We start from the raw sequence: 17,823 nt of genomic DNA, 5'->3' as shown, positions 1-17,823 counted from the left end.
CCGGGCGGGTGAACCGTCCCGCCGCGGCTACCGGGCGACAGGCCTGGCCGTCAGGTTCCAGAACCCGCTCACATCGTGGCCGAGCTCGTAGATCGCGCGTCGGACGACTGGGAGACTCAGACCGATGACGTTGGAGGGATCTCCTTCGATCCGGTCAATGAACCACCCGCCCAGTGCCTCCAGGGTGAAGGCGCCCGCACACTGCCAAGGTTCACCCGTCGCGGCGTACGCCTCGATGTCCGCGTCCGACACGTCCGCGAACACGACCGACGTGCGGGAGACCGTGACCCTGCAGGCACCTCTGGTGCCGACCACACAATGACCGGTGATGAGCTCAGCGGTCCGTCCACGTTGCCGTCGCCAGCGTTCCACCGTGGCGGCCGCGGTGCGCGGCTTGCCCTGCAACTCACCGTCGAGGAGCAACATCGAGTCACAACCGATGACGATGTCGTCCGGGTGATCTGGGGCCACCTTCCGGGCCTTCGCCTCCGCCAGGGCGGCGACCACCTCGTCGGGTTCGGCTTCCGGCATCCCGGCGATCAGTGCGTCCTCGTCGATGTCGGCGGGATGGATGACTGGCTCTACCCCCGCCGAATTGAGGATGGACCGGCGGGAGGGCGACGTGGAGGCGAGAACGATATTCATGCCCCGACTCTATTGTTCGCTCATCCGGAGGGGCAACGGGAATCGGGTGCCGCGAGCGATTCATCCTTCAGATGGCGAAGAGGTGAGTGTCCTGAGCGGCTGGGCAGTCGATTCACGAAACGCGACGCATTCTCCGGCCAGTCAGCGGATCTAGGTGTGCCATGCCATCGCTTACACCGCCGTCGGTGTGCCTGGAGCATTATCTCGTCACCATCGGGCTGCTCCTATGCAGGACCCTCACTACGTGGACACCATCGTGGCAGTTGTCTCAGCCAGAGCCTCGCGGAGCGGAGTCGGTACGATCCCCAGTTCTCCGCGTAGCGCGGAATCATCCAGCACATACCGAGAAGTGTGCTGGTGGAGTACCGCGTGCACCTCACGCGCCAGTGGGTTCACGAAACCCGCCGCCCGAATCGCCGGTGCCGGGACCCTGTTGATTCTGCTGGTGCTCCGACACATCTCCGCTATCTCCCGGATGCTTGCGTCACCGGAGCTCGGTCCCGTCCAGATTCGGCCCGATACGTCGTGTTCGGTTGTGGCCAAGGCGGCCAGCGTGGTGCCGATATCGGGGAGGTAGGACCAACTATGGACGGCATCGGCGTCGCCGGGGATCCAACAGGTGCGGCCGGTGAGCAGTCGCCGGAAGAAGCTCTCCCCGAGGATCGCGCCGGAATGTGCGTCGGCTCCGAAGTAGTCGCTTGCCCGGAGCTCCGTGGCGACGAATCCGTGTTCGGACCCCGCGGCGAGCAGACGGCGGGAGATCTCCGCGCGTGTCCTGCCCTTGGCTTCGGTGGTGAGTTCGGGGGAGTCGGGGCGCATGCGTACTCCGCCGGGATCCCCGTAGGGGTAGAGATTGCCCATGAGCACCACGCGGCAGCCGGTGCGTGCGGCGGCGATGACCGACTCGATGAGAGGCGGCCAGTCGGTCGGCCAACGGTGGTAGGGGGGATTCGTGCAGACGATGATGCCGGAGTGGTTCCCGGCGACGCGGATCATCCGTTCGGGGTCGGTGGCGTCGAGGGCCGTGGTGGCGCAGTCGGGGACGTGGCTCCCGGACCGCGTGCCGACCGTCACCTGTTCTCCCGAAGACAGCAGCGCGGTGGCGGCCGCCCGCCCGATCGGACCTGCGCCGAGTATGAGGTACCTGTTCATGGTCGCTTCCCTTGCGTGTGAGTGTGAACGGTGTTCTCGAAGTGAAGTGGGGGCCGTGGGAAAAATACAAGAACACTGTTCTCGCTTTCCTCGAATTCGTGGGGGTGGGATACTCCTGAGCATGGGTTCGAGACAGTCGCCGCCACGAAGGAACCGGGCTGAACATCGTGCAGAGATGGAAGAGACGATTCTCGTTACGGCAGAGCACCGGCTGGCGCAGGACGGAGCCACCGGACTGGGTCTGCGCTCAATCGCCCGGGACATCGGAATGGCGCCGTCCGCGATCTACCGCTACTTTGACGGTATCGACGCCCTACTCACCACGCTCATCATCAGGGCTTACCGGGACCAGGCCGCCGAAGTTCGGTCCGGACTGGAAGAGGTGTCGGTACCTGCGGGCGCATCCGCGACCGAACGCGCGGTCGAAGAGATAGTCACCATGCTGGCTGCGGCACGCCGGTGGGCTGTGGCGAACCCCCACCGCTACGCGCTGATCTACGGTTCCCCGGTCCCCGGATACACCGCACCTGCGGACACCATCGCCCCGGCCAGCGGGGTCGGTGAACTCATCATCGATAGTCTCAGCCGTGCCTTACGTCCGGAAGGACCCCGCCTGAAGCTAGCCGATCTGACGGAGGAGACGATTGGATTCTGGGCACAGAGCTACGGAATGATCAGCTTCGAACTGTTCGGTCACTTCGTTGGATCCGGTGTCGATCCTGAAGCCCTGTTTCTTCGGTTGGTTCGTGAGGGGGTGGTTCGCGTACTCGCCGGCTACGGTCGTGCCGGTGTCCCCGGTGACTGACGCGCGAAGACCCCCGCTTTGACCATCACAGATGTCTGGGCGGGGGTCGACTGCGTCTTACGCGGGGATCAGTAGAAGCTGACGTTCTGGAACGCGGTCGGGTTGTGGGTGACCGGGCGGCGCAGCCGCTCCTCCAGGTTTCCCCACATGTTCCGGTTGCGCTCGGTCTGTTCCGCCTCGGCGGCGGCCTGGGCCGCGAGGCCTGCGAAAATCACCGTCAGCGCGGCCGTCTCGGCGTCATCCGGATTGCCGTTGACGATCTGCAGGACCGGCTTCGCCGGTGCAGCGGATTCAACGGCGTCGGTCTGCGTCGGTGCGGTGGTGGTGTCGGACATGGATCCTCCGGTTGGTGTCTCTGTGACGGTGCTGTGGGAAGGGGGTATCCCCTATAGCGGGATGTTGCCGTGCTTCTTGGCGGGAACGTTGACGACTTTGCGGTCGAGCAGCCGCAGGCCCTCGATCAGCTGTCCGCGGGTCTCGGACGGCGGTATGACGGCGTCCACGTAGCCACGCTCGGCCGCCATGTACGGGGTGCACAGGGTCTCCTCGTACTCCTTCTCGTACTCCTTCATCACGGCGGCAACGTCCTTGCCTTCTGCGGCGGCGGCCTTCAGCTCCTTGCGGAAGATGAAGCCGACGGCCCCCGATGCGCCCATGACGGCGATCTGGGCGGTCGGCCATGCGAGGCAGATGTCCGCGCCCATGTCCTTGGATCCCATGACGCAGTACGCTCCACCGTAGGCCTTGCGGGTGATGACGGTGATCTTGCCGACCGTCGCCTCCGCGTAGGCGAAGAGCAGCTTCGCGCCGCGACGGATGATGCCGTCATACTCCTGGTTCGTGCCGGGCAGGAAGCCGGGGACGTCGACGAACTCGACGATGGGGATGTTGAAGGCGTCGCAGGTACGGATGAACCGGGCAGCCTTTTCGCTCGCCTTGATGTCCAGGCAGCCGGCGAACTGCATCGGCTGGTTCGCGACGAAACCGACGCTCCGACCCTCGATGCGGCCGAATCCGATGAGGATATTCTCCGCGTAGCCCTCCTGCACCTCCAGGAACTCCCCGTCGTCGACGACCCGGGTGATGACGTCTTTCATGTCGTACGGCTGGTTCGGGGAATCCGGGATGATCGTGTCGAGTTCGCGGTCAGCGTCGGTGATGTTGTCCGCGATGGAGCCTTCCATGATCTCGGCTTCCTGACGCGGTGTCTCCGCGCGGTTGTTCTGCGGCAGGTAGGTGATGAGTTCACGGACCCAATCGAGGGCGTCAGCGTCGTCGGATCCCGTGTAGTGCGAAGTACCCGACATGGACATGTGGGTGTCAGCACCGCCCAGTTCCTCCTGGGTGACCTCCTCGCCAGTGACGGTCTTGATGACGTCGGGTCCGGTGATGAACATCTTGGAGGTCTTGTCCACCATGACGATGAAATCCGTCAGGGCGGGGGAGTAGACGTGGCCGCCGGCGCAGGCGCCCATGATCATGGAGATCTGCGGGATGACACCGGACGCCATGGTGTTGCGGTAGAAGATCTGGGAATAGAGGCCGAGCGAGACGACACCCTCCTGGATACGTGCGCCGGCGCCCTCGTTGATGCCGATGAGAGGAACTCCGGTCTTGATGGCGAGATCCATGATCTTGACGATCTTCTCGCCGTAGACCTCCCCGAGTGCTCCGCCGAACACGGCGCCGTCCTGTGAGAACACGCAGACCTTCCGGCCGTCGATCGTGCCGTACCCGGTGACGACACCGTCGGTGACGGGGCGTTTTGCGTCGAGACCAAAGTTCTTTGACCGGTGGCGTGCGAGCGCATCCACCTCAACGAAGGAGCCATCGTCGAGGAGGTACTCAATGCGTTCGCGGGCGGTCTTCTTGCCCGCCTTGTGGACACGTTCTACGGAAGCTTCGCCCATGGGGGCGACGGTCTCCGTCAGGCGCGCGCGGAGGTCGGCCAGTTTACCGGCCGTGGTGGTCAGGTCGGGTGTGGAGTTTTCGGTCGTCATGTCTACCAAGTTTATAGGGGTGGCACCGGCTGAAGGAGCAAAAACCGTCCGGCGTTCTTCTGTTGGGGTGTGTCTCTGGCTGGGAAGTCCCGTGGACGGGGACACTCTAGCAGGGGCCGGCGTACCTGCCGAAGGATCCGTGGGTGTGAGCTGTACAGCACTTTTGCCCCTGGAACATCGGGAAGAGAAGGCACCTCCCCGGTTCCGTCGCGGGACGGGGGAGGCGCCTGGGTTTTCCTGTTGACCACCCCCGGGCAGGGGGCCATGGTGTGGGCGGTAGCCGGTCGGTGAGCCCGGTTTTCGTGTTTACAGGGGGATGTTTCCGTGCTTACGTGCGGGCCGCTGAACGTTCTTGCCTGCGAAGAGGCGCAGGTTGCGGGCAATCTGTCCGCGGGTTTCGCTCGGAAGGATGACGGCGTCGATCAGGCCGCGTTCCGCTGCGAGGTACGGGGTCAGCATGTAATCCTCGTACTCGCGCTCGAAGGAGGCAGCGAACTCCGCAACGTCGAGACCACGATCGGCCGCGTCCTTCAACTGCTTGCGGTAGATGAAGCCGACCGCGCCCTTGGCTCCCATGACCGCGATCTGAGCGGTGGGCCACGCCAGGTTGAGATCCGCGCCGAGTCCCTTCGAGCCCATCACGCAGTACGCTCCGCCGTAGGCCTTGCGCATCGTCACCGTGATCTTCGGGACGGTGGCCTCGCCGTAGGCGTAGAGCAGCTTCGCGCCGCGGCGCAGGATTCCCTCGTACTCCTGGCCCGCTCCTGGCAGGAAGCCGGGGACGTCGACGAGCATGACGATGGGGATGTTGAAGGCGTCGCAGGTACGGATGAAGCGGGCAGCCTTCTCGCTGGCGTCGATGTCGAGGCAGCCGGCGAACTGGGTCGGCTGGTTGGCGACGAAGCCGACGGACTGACCCTCGATGCGACCGAATGCGATCACGACGTTCGCGGCGCGATCCTCCTGGATTTCCAAGTAGTCGCCGTCATCGGTCAGGCACTCGATGACCTCACGGACGTCATAGGGCGTGGTCGGTGAATCAGGGATGATTCCGTCAAGCTTGAGATCGTCAGCGTTCAGGTTGTCGCTGATTGATCCTTCTTCTCGATCAAACTCTTCAAGCGGGGCAAAACTGCGATTGTTTGACGGGAGGTAGCTGACGAGCTCCTGGACCCATTCGAGGGCGTCTTCGTCGGTGGCGGCCGTGTAGTGACTGTTACCTGCAGTCTCCATGTGGGTGCTTGCGCCGCCCAGCTCTTCTTGTGTGATCAGCTCGCCGGTGACAGTCTTGATAACGTCGGGTCCGGTCACGAACATCTTCGAGGTCTGGTCGACCATCACGACGAAGTCAGTCAGCGCGGGGGAGTAGGCGTTGCCACCGGCGCAGGCCCCCATGATGACGGAGATTTGCGGCACGACACCGGAGGCGTTGATGTTCTGGTAGAAGGTCTGCGCGATGAGATCGAGGGATACGGCGCCGTCCTGGATTCGTGCGCCTGCACCCTCGTAGAGGCCGATGAGGGGGCGACCCGTCTCGATGGCCAATTCCATGATCTTGATCATCTTTTCGCCGTAGACCTCACCGAGGGCGCCGCCGAAGACGGTGCCGTCCTGGGAGAAGATACAGACCTCACGGCCGTCGATGGTGCCCCATCCGGTAACGATTCCGTCAGTGGCGGGGCGGCGACCTCCCATGCCGAAGGCGGTGGTGCGGTGGCGGGCGAGCTGATCGGTCTCGATGAAGGAACCTTCGTCGAGGAGGAAATCCAGTCGTTCGCGGGCGGTGAGGCGTCCGGCCGCGTGGACCTTCTCCACCGGAGCGAGGCCCATGGGGAATGTGGCCTCGGCACGGCGCGCCTTGAGATCCGCGATCTTGTCTGCGGTGGTCATGGGGCCGGTCATCGAGGAAACGTCGATCAAAGGTGAGGAAATCGTCATGTTTTGGGAGTCTAAAGCAGCAGTTTTAGTTTGCAAAGTAAAAACATGGTGATCTACATCACATGTTAGGGAACGTGCTGGTGAAAGGTTATTTCTGGCGACCACGATGGTTTCTGGCGTGTCGCCCGGCTGGCCGCGTACGCGCTATCGTGACAGGCATGATCTCGCGGAGCCCACGTAAACCGGTCGATACCGACGCACTGCGTCGCCGCTGTGTGGACGGTGGCCCCTACAATCGCATCGATCACACCGTGCGGACCGGATCCACGAATGCAGACCTAGTCGCTGCGTCGGGGCTGGGGGCGCCGGAGTGGACCGCCGCCATCACCGAGGACCAGTCCGCCGGTCGAGGGCGTCATGGAAGAGTTTGGACGGCTCCCGCGGGTAGCCAGGTCATCGTCAGTGTCCTTATCCGTCCACCACGGTCGAGCCTCGGGCGTCTCGGAACCTTGCCGCTGGCGGCAGGACTCGCGGTTATCGACGCCGTCACAGCCGCCGCCGAACGCGCCACCGCGGGCTCCGGTTGCCCCGGTGCCCTGGAACCGGTGCTGAAATGGCCGAATGACGTGCTGCTCGGAGGGCGGAAACTCTGCGGAATCCTCGCCGAGGCCGCGAATCTCTCGAATGCCCCCGCGGTGGTGGTGGGGCTCGGCATCAACGTGTCCCTCACGGAAGATGAGCTGCCCGTCCCGCACGCCATCTCCCTGGATCTCGCTGATCCGGAGCACACCTTCGACCGCACCCTCCTGACAGGGGATGTGCTGCTCGCCCTCCACCACCGATTGACGCAGTGGGCGGCCGGCGAACCCGGTTTCCTCGTCGACTACCGCCGCGTCTGCTCCTCGATCGGTGCCCGCGCCAAAGTGGTCGTGCCTGCTGCGGAGGGGGAGCGGACCATCTACGGCACCGTCACCGGGGTCGCCGACGACGGGCGACTGCTGTTCTGCGACGAGGACGGAACTCACCACGAACTGGCGGCCGGAGACGTCACTCACCTGAGGTCCGTATGAGTGGTCGGATGTCTCCAGAACCTGATGAACATATCCTCGTTGATGTGCGAGCGCCGCTCCGGGAGATGATCTTCCCGTTTCTGGAGACGATCGTGATCACCGGTGTGCTGTGGATCGTCATCGGTTGGTTCGATGCCGCGGATGCCGGGAGATACGGGGTGGGGCCGCTGCGCCTGCCGCCGGAGTGGCGCAACGGCTTCGTGTTCCTTTGGGGGGTGCTGGTCCTCTGGCGCTTCGTGATCCCACTCCTGCGGAAGCGTCGTCGCCGGATGATCGTCACCGACCGGCGCATCATCTTCCGGGCCGACGGCTTCCGTGCACGTCCCCGCTCCCTCGCCATGTCCGCGGTGACCTGGGCGGAGAAGGAACGTGGACTGCTCGCCGTGTATCTGCAGGACAGCGATCTCCCCGTGTACTACCGCGGCCTGCCGAAGGTTCGGAAGATCGCCCGGATGATCAATGATCCTCTGGCCTGAGCCGAACAGCTGCACGGCTATAGTTATGCGTTGTGAGTAACCATCCCCGTGATCCCCTCCCAGCCGGTGGAAACCCGGAGGCGCATGCCGCGGGCATGCCTGTCGTAGCCGTCGTCGGTGACGGCCAACTCGCTCGGATGATGCAGACCGCCGCGATCGAGATGGGGCAGTCCGTCAGACTTCTCGCCGGATCCCCCGCCGCATCAGCCGCCCAGGTCGCCGCCGATGTCGTCATCGGTGATTACACCGATCTCGCGGCACTCCAGATGGCCGCCGAGGGCGCGAACGTCGTCACCTTCGACCACGAGCACGTTCCCGTTGCGCACCTGCGTTCGCTGATCGCCGCCGGGGTCAACGTCCAACCCGGCCCCGATGCGCTGGTCCATGCGCAGGACAAGCTCGTCATGAGGGAACGGCTGCGTGCTCTCGGTGCCCCGGTTCCCCCCTTCGCCGCGATCGGGTCGGTCGACGACGCCATCGACTTCTTCGATGATGTTGACACCCAGGTCTGCCTGAAGGCACGCTGCGGAGGGTACGACGGCAAGGGCGTCTGGTTCCCCGGAACCCGCGAGGAATTGATCCGGCTGGTCACCGAACTGCTCGGCCGCGGGATCCCGCTCATGGCGGAGAAGAAGGTCCGCCTCGACCGCGAATTGTCGGCGATGGTCGCCCGGACCCCCTCCGGACGCTGCGCCACGTGGCCGGTCGTCGAGTCGGTCCAGACCTCCGGTGTCTGCACCGAGGCCGTCGCCCCCGCTCCCGATCTCCCCGCGATACTCGCGGAACAGGCCGAGAAACTCGCGGTGGAGATCGCCGACGAACTGGATGTCACCGGTGTCCTCGCCGTCGAACTCTTCCTCACCCACGCGGACGGAGACGGTGAGGCCCGGATACTGGTCAACGAGCTGGCCATGCGCCCGCACAACACCGGACACTGGACCCAGGACGGGGCCCGAACCAGCCAGTTCGAGCAGCACATCCGTGCCGTCCTCGATCTCCCGCTCGGCTCCCCGGATCCCGTCGGTGGCACGACAGTCATGGCCAACGTTCTCGGAGCTGACGAAGACCCAGGGCAGAGCATGCACGACCGGATGATCGAGGTGTGGAACCGCTTCCCCGACGCGAAGATCCACATGTACGGCAAGGACTGGCACCCAGGACGTAAGATCGGACACGTCAACCTGGTCGCCGGCCCCGGACACGACGATGATGTCCCCGAACTGCGCAGGCGGGCGCGTCTCGCGGCCCACTACCTCGTCCACGCGACCTGGGCGGACGGCTGGATCTCCGACTGACCCACGCCCTCGTCCCGCACCCCCACCAGCCCACCGGAAGGACGGTCATGGACACCACCGAAAGCAGCGCCTCCGAACGACCCGCCGGCCCACTCGTCGGCCTGATCATGGGATCCGACTCCGACTGGCCCACCGTGGAACCCGCAGCCGAGATGCTCGCGGAGTTCGGCATCCCCTTCGAGGTCGGTGTCGTGTCCGCGCACCGGACCCCCGAGCGCATGCTCGACTACGCCCGCTCCGCCCACACCCGCGGCCTGTCCTGCATCATCGCCTGCGCCGGTGGTGCGGCGCACCTGCCTGGTATGGTCGCCGCGGCGACCCCGCTGCCGGTCATCGGGATCCCCCGGGCACTCGAGACCCTCGACGGCATGGACTCCCTGCTGTCGATCGTCCAGATGCCCGCCGGTGTCCCCGTGGCCACCGTGAGCATCGGCGGAGCGAAGAACGCCGGGCTCCTTGCCGCCCGTATCCTCGGCGTCGGCGACCCAGCCCTCGTCGAGCGGATGGTTGCGTACCAGAACGAGATGCGTGACGCGGTGCTCACCAAGGATGCGGCACTGCGTGAGCGGTTGCTGGGACAGTGACCCCACCCGTCGCCGACGGTTCCCGACTTCCGGTCGTCATCCTCGGCTGCAGGCTCCGCGATGGGCGCCCCGGACGTGCCCTCGAGCAGCGCCTCGTCGCGGCACTTCCCGCGGTCCGCCAGCAACCGGGTGCACCAGTCGTAGTGACCGGATGCGGGGAGGCCATCGCGATGCGCGACTGGCTCGTCTACAACGGGGTCGACGCAGACCGGATCATCATGGAAGATCGTGCGACCTCCACCAACGAGAACCTTGAGAACACCCGCGAACTACTCGCCGACTGGCCGGAGTGGATCGTGGTTACCAATGAGTTCCACACCCCCCGGGTGAAGCTCTGGGCGTGGCACCACGGGTACCGCGTGCGGATGGTCGCCGCGAGGACCCCGCTCGTCAGGATCCCCCACCTGTGGACCCGCGAGGTCTTCGCGCTGCTCCACTCGGCGCTCCGCATCATCTGGCGGCGCATCCGCGCCTGAACGACTGTTCCCGCGGGACCGGTCAGCGCCTCCTGCCGGAACGCCACAACCAGACGGCGGTCAGCACGAGGATCAGGGCGAGGACCGCGGGCCACACCTCCGGTTCGGGGCGGGTCACGTTGATCACCGCTTGAAGTAGCGCGACCGCCGCGAAGAAGGACACGAACCCCGTGAGAGTGTCGCGCTGCAGTTTCCGGCGGCGGGCCTCCGACGGGTCGCGGTCGGGGTGGGACGTGGCCAAGGATGATCCTCCCTGTGGTGCGGGTTCGGTGACGTGTCGATCAGGCCTTCACGCCGCCCGCGGTCAATCCGGCGACGATGCGGCGCTGGAACACCAGCACCATGATGACGAGCGGCACCGTCACCAGTGCGCCGGCGGCCATGATGGAGGTGTACGGGTACTCGAACGCCGAGGGGCCGGAGAAGCGCGCGATCGCTACCGTCACCGGTTCCGTCGCGGTCGTGGAGAGCTGCTTGGCGAGCATGAACTCATTCCAGGCCGCGATGAATGCGAGGATTGCGGTCGTGAACAGCGCGGGCGCTGCCAGCGGGAGTAGGACGAGTCGGAATGCCTGGCCCCGGGACGCACCGTCTACACGGGCGGCTTCCTCGAGCTCCCACGGGAGCTGCTGGAAGAAGCTCACCAGCGTGTAAATGGTCAGCGGCAGTGCGAAGGAGATGTTCGGGATGATCAGCGCCCGGTAGGTGCCGATCCACCCCAGATCACCGAAGAGCTGGAACAGGGGGGTCACCAGGGCAATGCCCGGGAACATGCTGGCCGCCAGGACGATGCCGGTGACGATGCCCTTGCCCCGGAAATCCAGTCGGGCCAGCGCGTACGCGGCGAAGACGCCGACGAGGACGCTGGCAGCGGTGGTGATCAGGCCGATGATCAGGGAGTTCCCGATCGCCGCGAGGAAATTATTGCCCGCATCGGTCGCCAGGGCGTTCCGGAAGTTGTCGAGGGTGACATGCGTGGGCCAGGGGGTCGTGTCGAAGGTCCAGTCCGAATCGCGGAGCGCGGTGACCAGCATCCAGTAGAAGGGCGCGAGGCCCCAGACGAGGATCGCCACCACACCGATGTAGTTGCGGATGTTCCTCATCATTCTGCATCTCCTTCGGTGTGGTTCGGGCGGGGGGTCGAGGTGTCTCCGGCACGGACACCAGAAGCGGTAAGGACGAGCGGATTGTGTGCTGCGGGAGCCTCACCGACGGGCGCGGGAGCGATTCCCTTCGCCGTCCGGGAACTGCCGCGGATGTCCGCGCCGAGGAACCGGATCATCACGAACGCCACTGCGAAGATGAGCAGGAAGATCAAGGTGGACAACGCGGATGCGGAATTGAAGTGGTTCTGTCGCATGTCCTCCACCACGAGCTGCGAGATCGTCGCGGTCGGGGAACTGGATGCCCCGGAGATCATAATGACCGGGAGGTCGTACATGCGCAGTGCGTCGAGGGTACGGAACAGGACCGCCACCATCAGTGCCGGGCGCACCAGGGGGAGCGTGATCCTGGTGAAGATCTGCCACCGGGAGGCACCGTCGACGCGTGCGGCCTCGTAGACGTCCTTCGGGATCATCTGCAGCCCCGCCAGGATGAGCAATGCCATGAACGGCGTCGTCTTCCACACATCGGCGAGGATGACCGCGGTCCGCGCAGCCCACGGATCGGTCGTCCACCGTACATCCAGTCCGAGGACGGCGTTCACCACGCCTTGATCGGCGAAGATGAACTGCCACAGTTTTGCCGTGACCGCGGTCGGGATCGCCCACGGGATCAGCACCGCGGCACGGAGCAGACCACGGCCGAAGAACTCCCGGTTCATCACCGTCGCCATCCACATGCCGAGGATGGTTTCCAGGCTCACGGTCACCACCGCGAAGAAGAGGGTGATCCGCAATGCCGGCCAGAAGTCAGTGGACAACACACCGGGGGGACAGGTGGAGTACTCTCCGCCGCCCGCGCGGCAGCTCTGGGTGAGCCAGTACAGGTAATGCCGGAGTCCCGCGAAGCCCCCCTCCACGAAGAAGCCCGTTGTGGGATCAAGGCCCTTGTCCGCCTGGAACGACAACCAGATGGCCCGGACGATGGGATACCCGATGACGATGGCGAGCACGATCATCGTCGGTGCGATGAGCATGGCCGCCGAGCGGGTCTGCTTCAACCTGGACATGGAACTCCTCGGTCCGGTGGTGGTGGGGCCGGCGGTACATACCGGGCCCGGTGGGGTTATCCGTCTACTACATCTACCCGTCGGTCGGTGGTGGTGGGGCATCCTCCTCGGATACCCGGGGGTGGGGCGGGGGCGGAGTACGTCGGACGATGCACAGCCCGCACGGGAGCGCCCCGGTGGTCGACGACGTGCCGACCACCGGGGCGCTCCCACCATGATGGTGAATTCGGGCGAACGGTATTACCGTTCATCCGACACCGACTAGCGGGTGGACTGCTCCATGGCTGCCTGCATGTCGGACGCTGCGTCGTCGACGCTCTTCTCGCCGGTCAGCGCGGCGTAGGAGTTGTCCTGGATCGCCTTGGAGATCGCCGGGTAGAAGGGGCTCACCGGACGCGGTACGGCGTTCTCGAGGGACACCTTCAGCGCTGGCATGTAGGGGAATTCTTTGATGAGATCCTCATCGTCGTAGATCGACGCGAGCACCGGCGGGAAGGAGGCCTCGGCGAAACTCATCTGGTTGTCCTTGGAGATGATGAATTCGATGAAGTCACGCGCGGTGACCTTGTGCTCGGAGTACACCGAGATGGCGTTATTGTAGCCACCAAGCGTGGAGACACCGACACCGTCCTTGGCGACCAGCGGTTGCACCTCGAACTCACCCTTGACCGCGGAATTGTCCTTTTCCGCGTTCCCGTACATGTAGGGCCAGTTGATGGCGAAGGCGGTGCGTCCCTCGGTGAAGGCCAAGTTGGTCTCCTCCTCGGTCGCGGAGATGGAGTCCCCGGCGATGACTCCATCGTCGTATGCCTCGACGAGAGCCTTCAGTCCCGCCTTGGAGTCGTCGGAATCAACGACCGGCTTCTCATCGGCGTCGATGACGTGACCACCCCAGCCCTCGATGAATCCGACCGTATTCACGGTCAGGCCCTCGTACTTCTTCAGCTGCAGGGTCAGGCAGTCCTTGTCCTGCTCGGAGACCTTCTTGCAGGCCTCGGCGAGCTCCTCGAAGTTCTCCGGGGCCTCCGGCGCGAGAGCCGTGTTGCGGAAGAGCAGCTGACCGTTGGTGTTCTGCGGAACCGCATACAGTTTGTTCACGTAGGTCGCGGAATCGACGGTGGACTGCAGGAGTCCGGAGGTGTCCACGGCCATGTCACCCTCGAGGGGCTCCAGCCACTGGTTCGCGGCGAATTCGGCGGTCCAGATGACGTCGAGTGCCATGACGTCGTAGTCGGTGCTCTTGGCCTGCAGCGCCTGCTTCAGGGTATCGGCCTGCTCGTCGGCTTCGCCGGCGAGCTCCTTGAGGGTCACCTTCTCGTCCGGGTGTTCGGCGTTCCACTTCTCGATGACGGGCTTGAGCTTGTCGGTGTCGTTCTTACCCATCGCGAAGGTGATCGGGCCGCGGCCCTCCTTGTCGGAGGTCGCTTCCTTCGCGGCGGACGAGGCCGCGGAGCTTCCGGAGGCGACCGCGTCGCCGGCCTTCTCAGTGGCCTCGTCGGAGTCGGAGGAACAGGCGGTCAGCGCGCCGACCGCGAGAAAAGCGGTGGCTGCGACGGCGGTGACGGTCCTGCGGTTGAATCTGATCGTCATAAGGTGACTACCTCTCGTTCGGAGTTCCCTGGTGTGTTCCCGCATAGCCCTGAGTACGGGCGATGAAGTGTGACACATGCCGGGGTGGTTGTGATCGACTATACCTTCGATACCGTTCAAAACGGACGGGATGGTGCCGTCACATGTCGGATGTGGGGGGAGTCACGCCCCGTCCCCGGGGGAGTGATCGCCAGGATTCCGCAGCTGAAGGGCCGTGTCTGGGCCCTTGGTCGCTGCACGCGGGAACAATGCTCACCCGATACTCCCAGGGGTGCTCACCGCAGTCGGTCGCCGGTCTCCACGTCGAACCAGTGTGCCCGGTCCATGTCGAGGGCCAGCCGGACGCGATCCCCACGAGCGGGCGTCCGGATGTCCCGCAACCGGGCGACCACGGTCACATCCGGTGCGTCGATCCGGTGCGAGTACAGGTACGATTCCGACCCCAGCTCCTCCACGAGATCGACCTCTGCGTCGATGACCGTCCCGGTGATCTGCGCCTCTCCATCAGCGAGGGGACGGACGTGCTCCGGGCGGATACCCAGGGTCACCCGGCCACGCTCGGGATCATCCGCGGCGATCAAATTCATCGAGGGGGACCCGATGAATCCGGCGACGAACGCGTTGATCGGACGTTCATACAGTTCCCGTGGCGGTGCGACCTGCTGGAGGATGCCGTCCTTGAGCACCGCGACGCGGTCACCCATGGTCATTGCCTCAACCTGGTCGTGGGTGACGTACACCGTCGTGGTTCCCAGTCGGCGTTGCAGGGCCGCGAGTTCGGTACGGGTCTGTACGCGGAGTTTCGCATCCAGGTTCGACAGGGGTTCATCCATCAGGAACACACTGGGATTCCGGACGATCGCGCGGCCCATCGCGACGCGCTGCCGCTGACCACCCGAGAGGTCCTTCGGTTTCCGGTCGAGGAACGGGGTGAGGCCCAACAGTTCCGCGGCTTCGTGGACTTTAGCCTCGATTTCCTTCTTGGGCAGTTTCGCCAGTTTGAGGGAGAAGCCCATGTTCTCGGCGACGCTCATGTGGGGGTAGAGGGCGTAGTTCTGGAAGACCATCGCGATGTCCCGTTCGGCGGGTTCAGCCCGGGTTACATCGTGACCGTCGATGGTGATGCTCCCGTTCTCGACCTCCTCCAGACCTGCCAGAGCGCGGAGGGTTGTGGACTTTCCACAGCCTGAGGGGCCCACGAGTACCAGGAACTCGCCGTCCCCGATCTCAAGGTCGAAGGTATCGACGGAGGGGCGTTCAGCACCGGGGTAGCGGACGGTGACGTTATCGAAGCGAACGGTAGCCATGTGGAAAATCTAGCAGCGGAGCGGACCTCTCACCGGTGGGTCACCCGTTCGGTGGTGGCGATCGCCTCGAGTCGGGTTGAGTCAACCGGGCCGTTCACCACCACCACCGAGCCTCCGGCAGCCAGTGGTGCGAGCACCCCGGAGGTGAAGCCCGCACCATCGGTCCACCCCGTGATCAGGGTACGAGCCCCGGCCGGGGGCAATCCGGCGTCGTCGCCCACGAGTTGGTGCAGCGTCTTCGTCGGATATGGGAACTGGTCACCGTAGAATCTGACCACGGGACCAAAGTCGACCACACCGTCCGGGACGGTTCCACCGCATTCCTCGACGCCCCGCCCGAAGGGGTCGTCGGTGACCACCGCGATGTCGCCGGTGAACGATGCGTCCACCCGGTCAGGCGAGGTGAACAGAACCTCGGCGGAGGGGTCGGCGCCGATCGTGTAGTCGATACCGGCGGCGAGTGCGCCGAGCACCACCGCGACGGCCTGCCAACCGGCGGGTAGATTCACCGCGATCCGGGACCCCGGCTGGAGATCAAATTCCTCGTAGAGCATGTTCCCCACCTTCGACGCCCAGTTGTCGAGGGTCTGCGCGGAGAAATCGAGACGGGCACCGGTGGTTTCGTTGTAGACGGTCAGTCGGGGCACACCAGGGTCGGCGGTCAGCAGATCTCGGAGCAGGTCCATGCCCCAAGGTTAGGTGAAACCGGTGCCAGTGGTCCTAGTTGACGCACCTCGGTCCGTCACCACCGGCATCAATAACCGGTGCCGTGGGGGCGGGGTCCGGTCCGGGCTGTCCGACCGCGTCGCCGTCGGTACTGGACGAAGTGTCGGAATCGTCGACGGGTTCGGAGCCCACGGGCCCCGACCAGTCCGAGGCAACTACCACAACCGCCTCACCGTCGACGAGGCTGGGTGACTTGGTGATCTCAAGTCCGCCCAACTGCTCAGAGAGGAGTCTGACCGCTGGATCTGTGGGGTCCGCGGCGACGATCACGCTCTCGGGATAAAGACCGTCGGGCGCGTTGCTGACCTCGCCGATCCGGTAACCGAGTTCCTTGACCGCACCCGCGACCCTGCCCGCCTTGCCCGAGATCGTCGTCGCGTTGAGGACGTGGACATCCAGTTCTGGCACTGGGGTCCGGTCCCCGTCCTGGACGACGGAGGACGAGGCGCCTTCCCGGTCGCTCTCATCCCCCAGAAGGGTGTCGAAGAAGCGGTGGACGGAATCGACGTTGACCGTGACGACGGACTCACCGTAGTCGCCGACTCCATCGATGGACGTCACCGGGATGGTGGTGAACTTGACCCGGCCCCCGGCGAGGTTCTGTAGCTGGTTGGCGAAACTCATCACGTCCCAATCCTCGTCGATGATGACGGAGCGGCTCACCGCCTCACCCAGTTGGGTGAGTGTCCTCGGATTGGACAGGGTCCTGCTGCTCAGGACGTGGTTGACGAGTGAGGCCATGTAGGACTGCTGGCGGACGATGCGGTCCAGATCGCCACGGGGCAATCCGTGCCGCTGTCGGACGAACGACAGCGCGTCGGGGCCGGAGAGCTTCTGTCGGCCTGCGGGAAAATCCGCTCCGGAGAATTCATCGTAGACGGCGTCATTGAGGCAGACCTCCACGCCACCGACAGCATCGGTGAGGAGGACGAATCCGAGAAGACCGACCTCGGCGTAGTGGTCGACCGTGATGCCGGTGAGGTCCGCGACCGCATTGATCAGTGCCTTACGACCGGAGTCCTTGGACTGTTCCTCTAGTTTGTTCTCGTCGGTGATCCCCTTCTCGACGAGTTCCTCCTTACGCTGCGCCTTGTATGTGCCATAGACACCGTTGATCTTGGTGTTCCCCATCCCGTCGTCGTGGATGTAAGTGTCCCGCGGGATGGAGATCGCTGTCGCGGAGGAACCGTCGTTGGGGACCCGGATGACCATGATGGTGTCGGTGTTGTCGTTCGCCTCGTCGCCCGCACGGAGCATGGCGACCTCCTCCGGGGTGAGGGGATTGCCCTGGGCATCCGAGCGGGAGTCTGAACCGACGAGCAGGATGTCGGTGGCGCCGTCGAGCTGTTCACCCTTCCTGACCTTGGTGCCGCCGCCGAGATCCAGGTTGCTCGCGCCGGCTACGGTGTCTCCGAGTCGGCCGACGGTGAAGTAGCCCATGCCGGAGACCACGAGCACCGCGATGGACATCAGGGCGAGCAGGATCCGCAGGGGCTTCGGCCCGGCCTGCCGGAGCTCCGGTACCGGGGACGGTGGTGGCTGGATGTCGCGTACCGGGCGGTGGTGATCGGACACGGGCAAGCTCCAACTGCGTCGACGAAAAGGGTTCTAAGGTGGCGGGGGACATCCCCGGACAACCCGGGACC

General features: G+C 64.9%; 18 protein-coding genes. 6 read left to right on the top strand and 12 right to left on the bottom strand.

Annotated elements, in window-relative coordinates; translation table 11 throughout:
- Window positions 1-27 precede the first annotated feature (27 nt).
- Window positions 28-645 (bottom strand): Maf family protein, encoded by a 618-nt coding sequence (locus JDV76_RS12080; RefSeq protein ID WP_198737150.1) that lies wholly within the window; start codon window positions 643-645, stop codon window positions 28-30.
- 240 nt (window positions 646-885) lie between these two features.
- A complete protein-coding gene (locus tag JDV76_RS12075) occupies window positions 886-1,797 on the bottom strand; it encodes an NAD-dependent epimerase/dehydratase family protein (protein ID WP_198737149.1) in 912 nt (303 codons plus the stop codon).
- A gap of 175 nt (window positions 1,798-1,972) precedes the next feature.
- Between JDV76_RS12075 and JDV76_RS12070 the strand changes: the two genes are divergently transcribed.
- The gene (locus JDV76_RS12070) at window positions 1,973-2,602 is read left to right on the top strand and encodes a TetR/AcrR family transcriptional regulator (RefSeq protein WP_198737148.1); all 630 of its coding nucleotides are present in this window, start codon (window positions 1,973-1,975) and stop codon (window positions 2,600-2,602) included.
- A gap of 68 nt (window positions 2,603-2,670) precedes the next feature.
- Here JDV76_RS12070 and JDV76_RS12065 read toward each other — a convergent pair whose 3' ends face one another.
- From JDV76_RS12065 to JDV76_RS12055, 3 genes are all read right to left on the bottom strand, one after another.
- Window positions 2,671-2,937: an acyl-CoA carboxylase subunit epsilon gene (locus JDV76_RS12065; RefSeq protein WP_198737147.1), complete on the bottom strand. Its 267-nt coding sequence runs from the start codon at window positions 2,935-2,937 to the stop codon at window positions 2,671-2,673.
- Window positions 2,938-2,988: 51 nt separating this feature from the next.
- Window positions 2,989-4,602 carry an acyl-CoA carboxylase subunit beta gene (locus JDV76_RS12060; protein ID WP_198737146.1) on the bottom strand — a complete coding sequence of 538 codons (1,614 nt, stop codon included), beginning with the start codon at window positions 4,600-4,602 and terminating at the stop codon, window positions 2,989-2,991.
- Window positions 4,603-4,908: 306 nt separating this feature from the next.
- Entirely contained in the window at window positions 4,909-6,540 is a 1,632-nt protein-coding gene (locus tag JDV76_RS12055) for an acyl-CoA carboxylase subunit beta (RefSeq protein ID WP_198737145.1), read from the bottom strand.
- Between the two features lie 161 nt (window positions 6,541-6,701).
- Between JDV76_RS12055 and JDV76_RS12050 the strand changes: the two genes are divergently transcribed.
- From JDV76_RS12050 to JDV76_RS12030, 5 genes are read left to right on the top strand one after another with little or no spacing between them, the layout of a single operon-like run.
- Entirely contained in the window at window positions 6,702-7,550 is an 849-nt protein-coding gene (locus JDV76_RS12050) for a biotin--[acetyl-CoA-carboxylase] ligase (RefSeq protein WP_376992988.1), read from the top strand.
- Between the two features lie 8 nt (window positions 7,551-7,558).
- Window positions 7,559-8,026: a hypothetical protein gene (locus JDV76_RS12045; protein ID WP_198737143.1), complete on the top strand. Its 468-nt coding sequence runs from the start codon at window positions 7,559-7,561 to the stop codon at window positions 8,024-8,026.
- A gap of 32 nt (window positions 8,027-8,058) precedes the next feature.
- Window positions 8,059-9,321 carry a 5-(carboxyamino)imidazole ribonucleotide synthase gene (locus tag JDV76_RS12040; protein ID WP_336244261.1) on the top strand — a complete coding sequence of 421 codons (1,263 nt, stop codon included), beginning with the start codon at window positions 8,059-8,061 and terminating at the stop codon, window positions 9,319-9,321.
- A 47-nt stretch (window positions 9,322-9,368) separates the two neighbouring features.
- Entirely contained in the window at window positions 9,369-9,905 is a 537-nt protein-coding gene (gene purE / locus JDV76_RS12035; protein WP_198737142.1) for a 5-(carboxyamino)imidazole ribonucleotide mutase, read from the top strand.
- On the top strand, window positions 9,902-10,381 hold the full coding sequence (locus tag JDV76_RS12030) for a YdcF family protein (protein ID WP_198737141.1): 480 nt from the start codon (window positions 9,902-9,904) through the stop codon (window positions 10,379-10,381). Before purE ends, JDV76_RS12030 begins: the two co-directional genes overlap by 4 nt.
- Window positions 10,382-10,403: 22 nt before the next feature.
- Here JDV76_RS12030 and JDV76_RS12025 read toward each other — a convergent pair whose 3' ends face one another.
- From JDV76_RS12025 to JDV76_RS11995, 7 genes are all read right to left on the bottom strand, one after another.
- A complete protein-coding gene (locus JDV76_RS12025) occupies window positions 10,404-10,622 on the bottom strand; it encodes a hypothetical protein (RefSeq protein WP_198737140.1) in 219 nt (72 codons plus the stop codon).
- A gap of 40 nt (window positions 10,623-10,662) precedes the next feature.
- Window positions 10,663-11,484, bottom strand: coding sequence for a carbohydrate ABC transporter permease (locus JDV76_RS12020; protein ID WP_198737214.1), 822 nt, complete (start codon window positions 11,482-11,484; stop codon window positions 10,663-10,665).
- Complete coding sequence (locus JDV76_RS12015) at window positions 11,484-12,554, bottom strand: carbohydrate ABC transporter permease (RefSeq protein WP_198737139.1); 1,071 nt, start codon at window positions 12,552-12,554, stop codon at window positions 11,484-11,486. Before JDV76_RS12015 ends, JDV76_RS12020 begins: the two co-directional genes overlap by 1 nt.
- A gap of 261 nt (window positions 12,555-12,815) precedes the next feature.
- Window positions 12,816-14,144 carry an ABC transporter substrate-binding protein gene (locus JDV76_RS12010; protein WP_198737138.1) on the bottom strand — a complete coding sequence of 443 codons (1,329 nt, stop codon included), beginning with the start codon at window positions 14,142-14,144 and terminating at the stop codon, window positions 12,816-12,818.
- A 275-nt stretch (window positions 14,145-14,419) separates the two neighbouring features.
- Entirely contained in the window at window positions 14,420-15,451 is a 1,032-nt protein-coding gene (locus JDV76_RS12005) for an ABC transporter ATP-binding protein (RefSeq protein WP_198737137.1), read from the bottom strand.
- Window positions 15,452-15,480: 29 nt separating this feature from the next.
- Window positions 15,481-16,137 (bottom strand): TIGR03089 family protein, encoded by a 657-nt coding sequence (locus tag JDV76_RS12000; protein WP_198737136.1) that lies wholly within the window; start codon window positions 16,135-16,137, stop codon window positions 15,481-15,483.
- A gap of 34 nt (window positions 16,138-16,171) precedes the next feature.
- The gene (locus JDV76_RS11995; RefSeq protein ID WP_198737135.1) at window positions 16,172-17,752 is read right to left on the bottom strand and encodes an LCP family protein; all 1,581 of its coding nucleotides are present in this window, start codon (window positions 17,750-17,752) and stop codon (window positions 16,172-16,174) included.
- Between the last annotated feature and the right edge of the window lie 71 nt (window positions 17,753-17,823).

The sequence above is a fragment of the Corynebacterium marambiense genome, assembly GCF_016342275.1.
GTDB classification, from domain to species: Bacteria; Actinomycetota; Actinomycetes; order Mycobacteriales; family Mycobacteriaceae; genus Corynebacterium; species Corynebacterium marambiense.
Note: the sequence above shows the minus strand (reverse complement) of the source record. Positions and strands in the feature narration are given on the sequence as shown.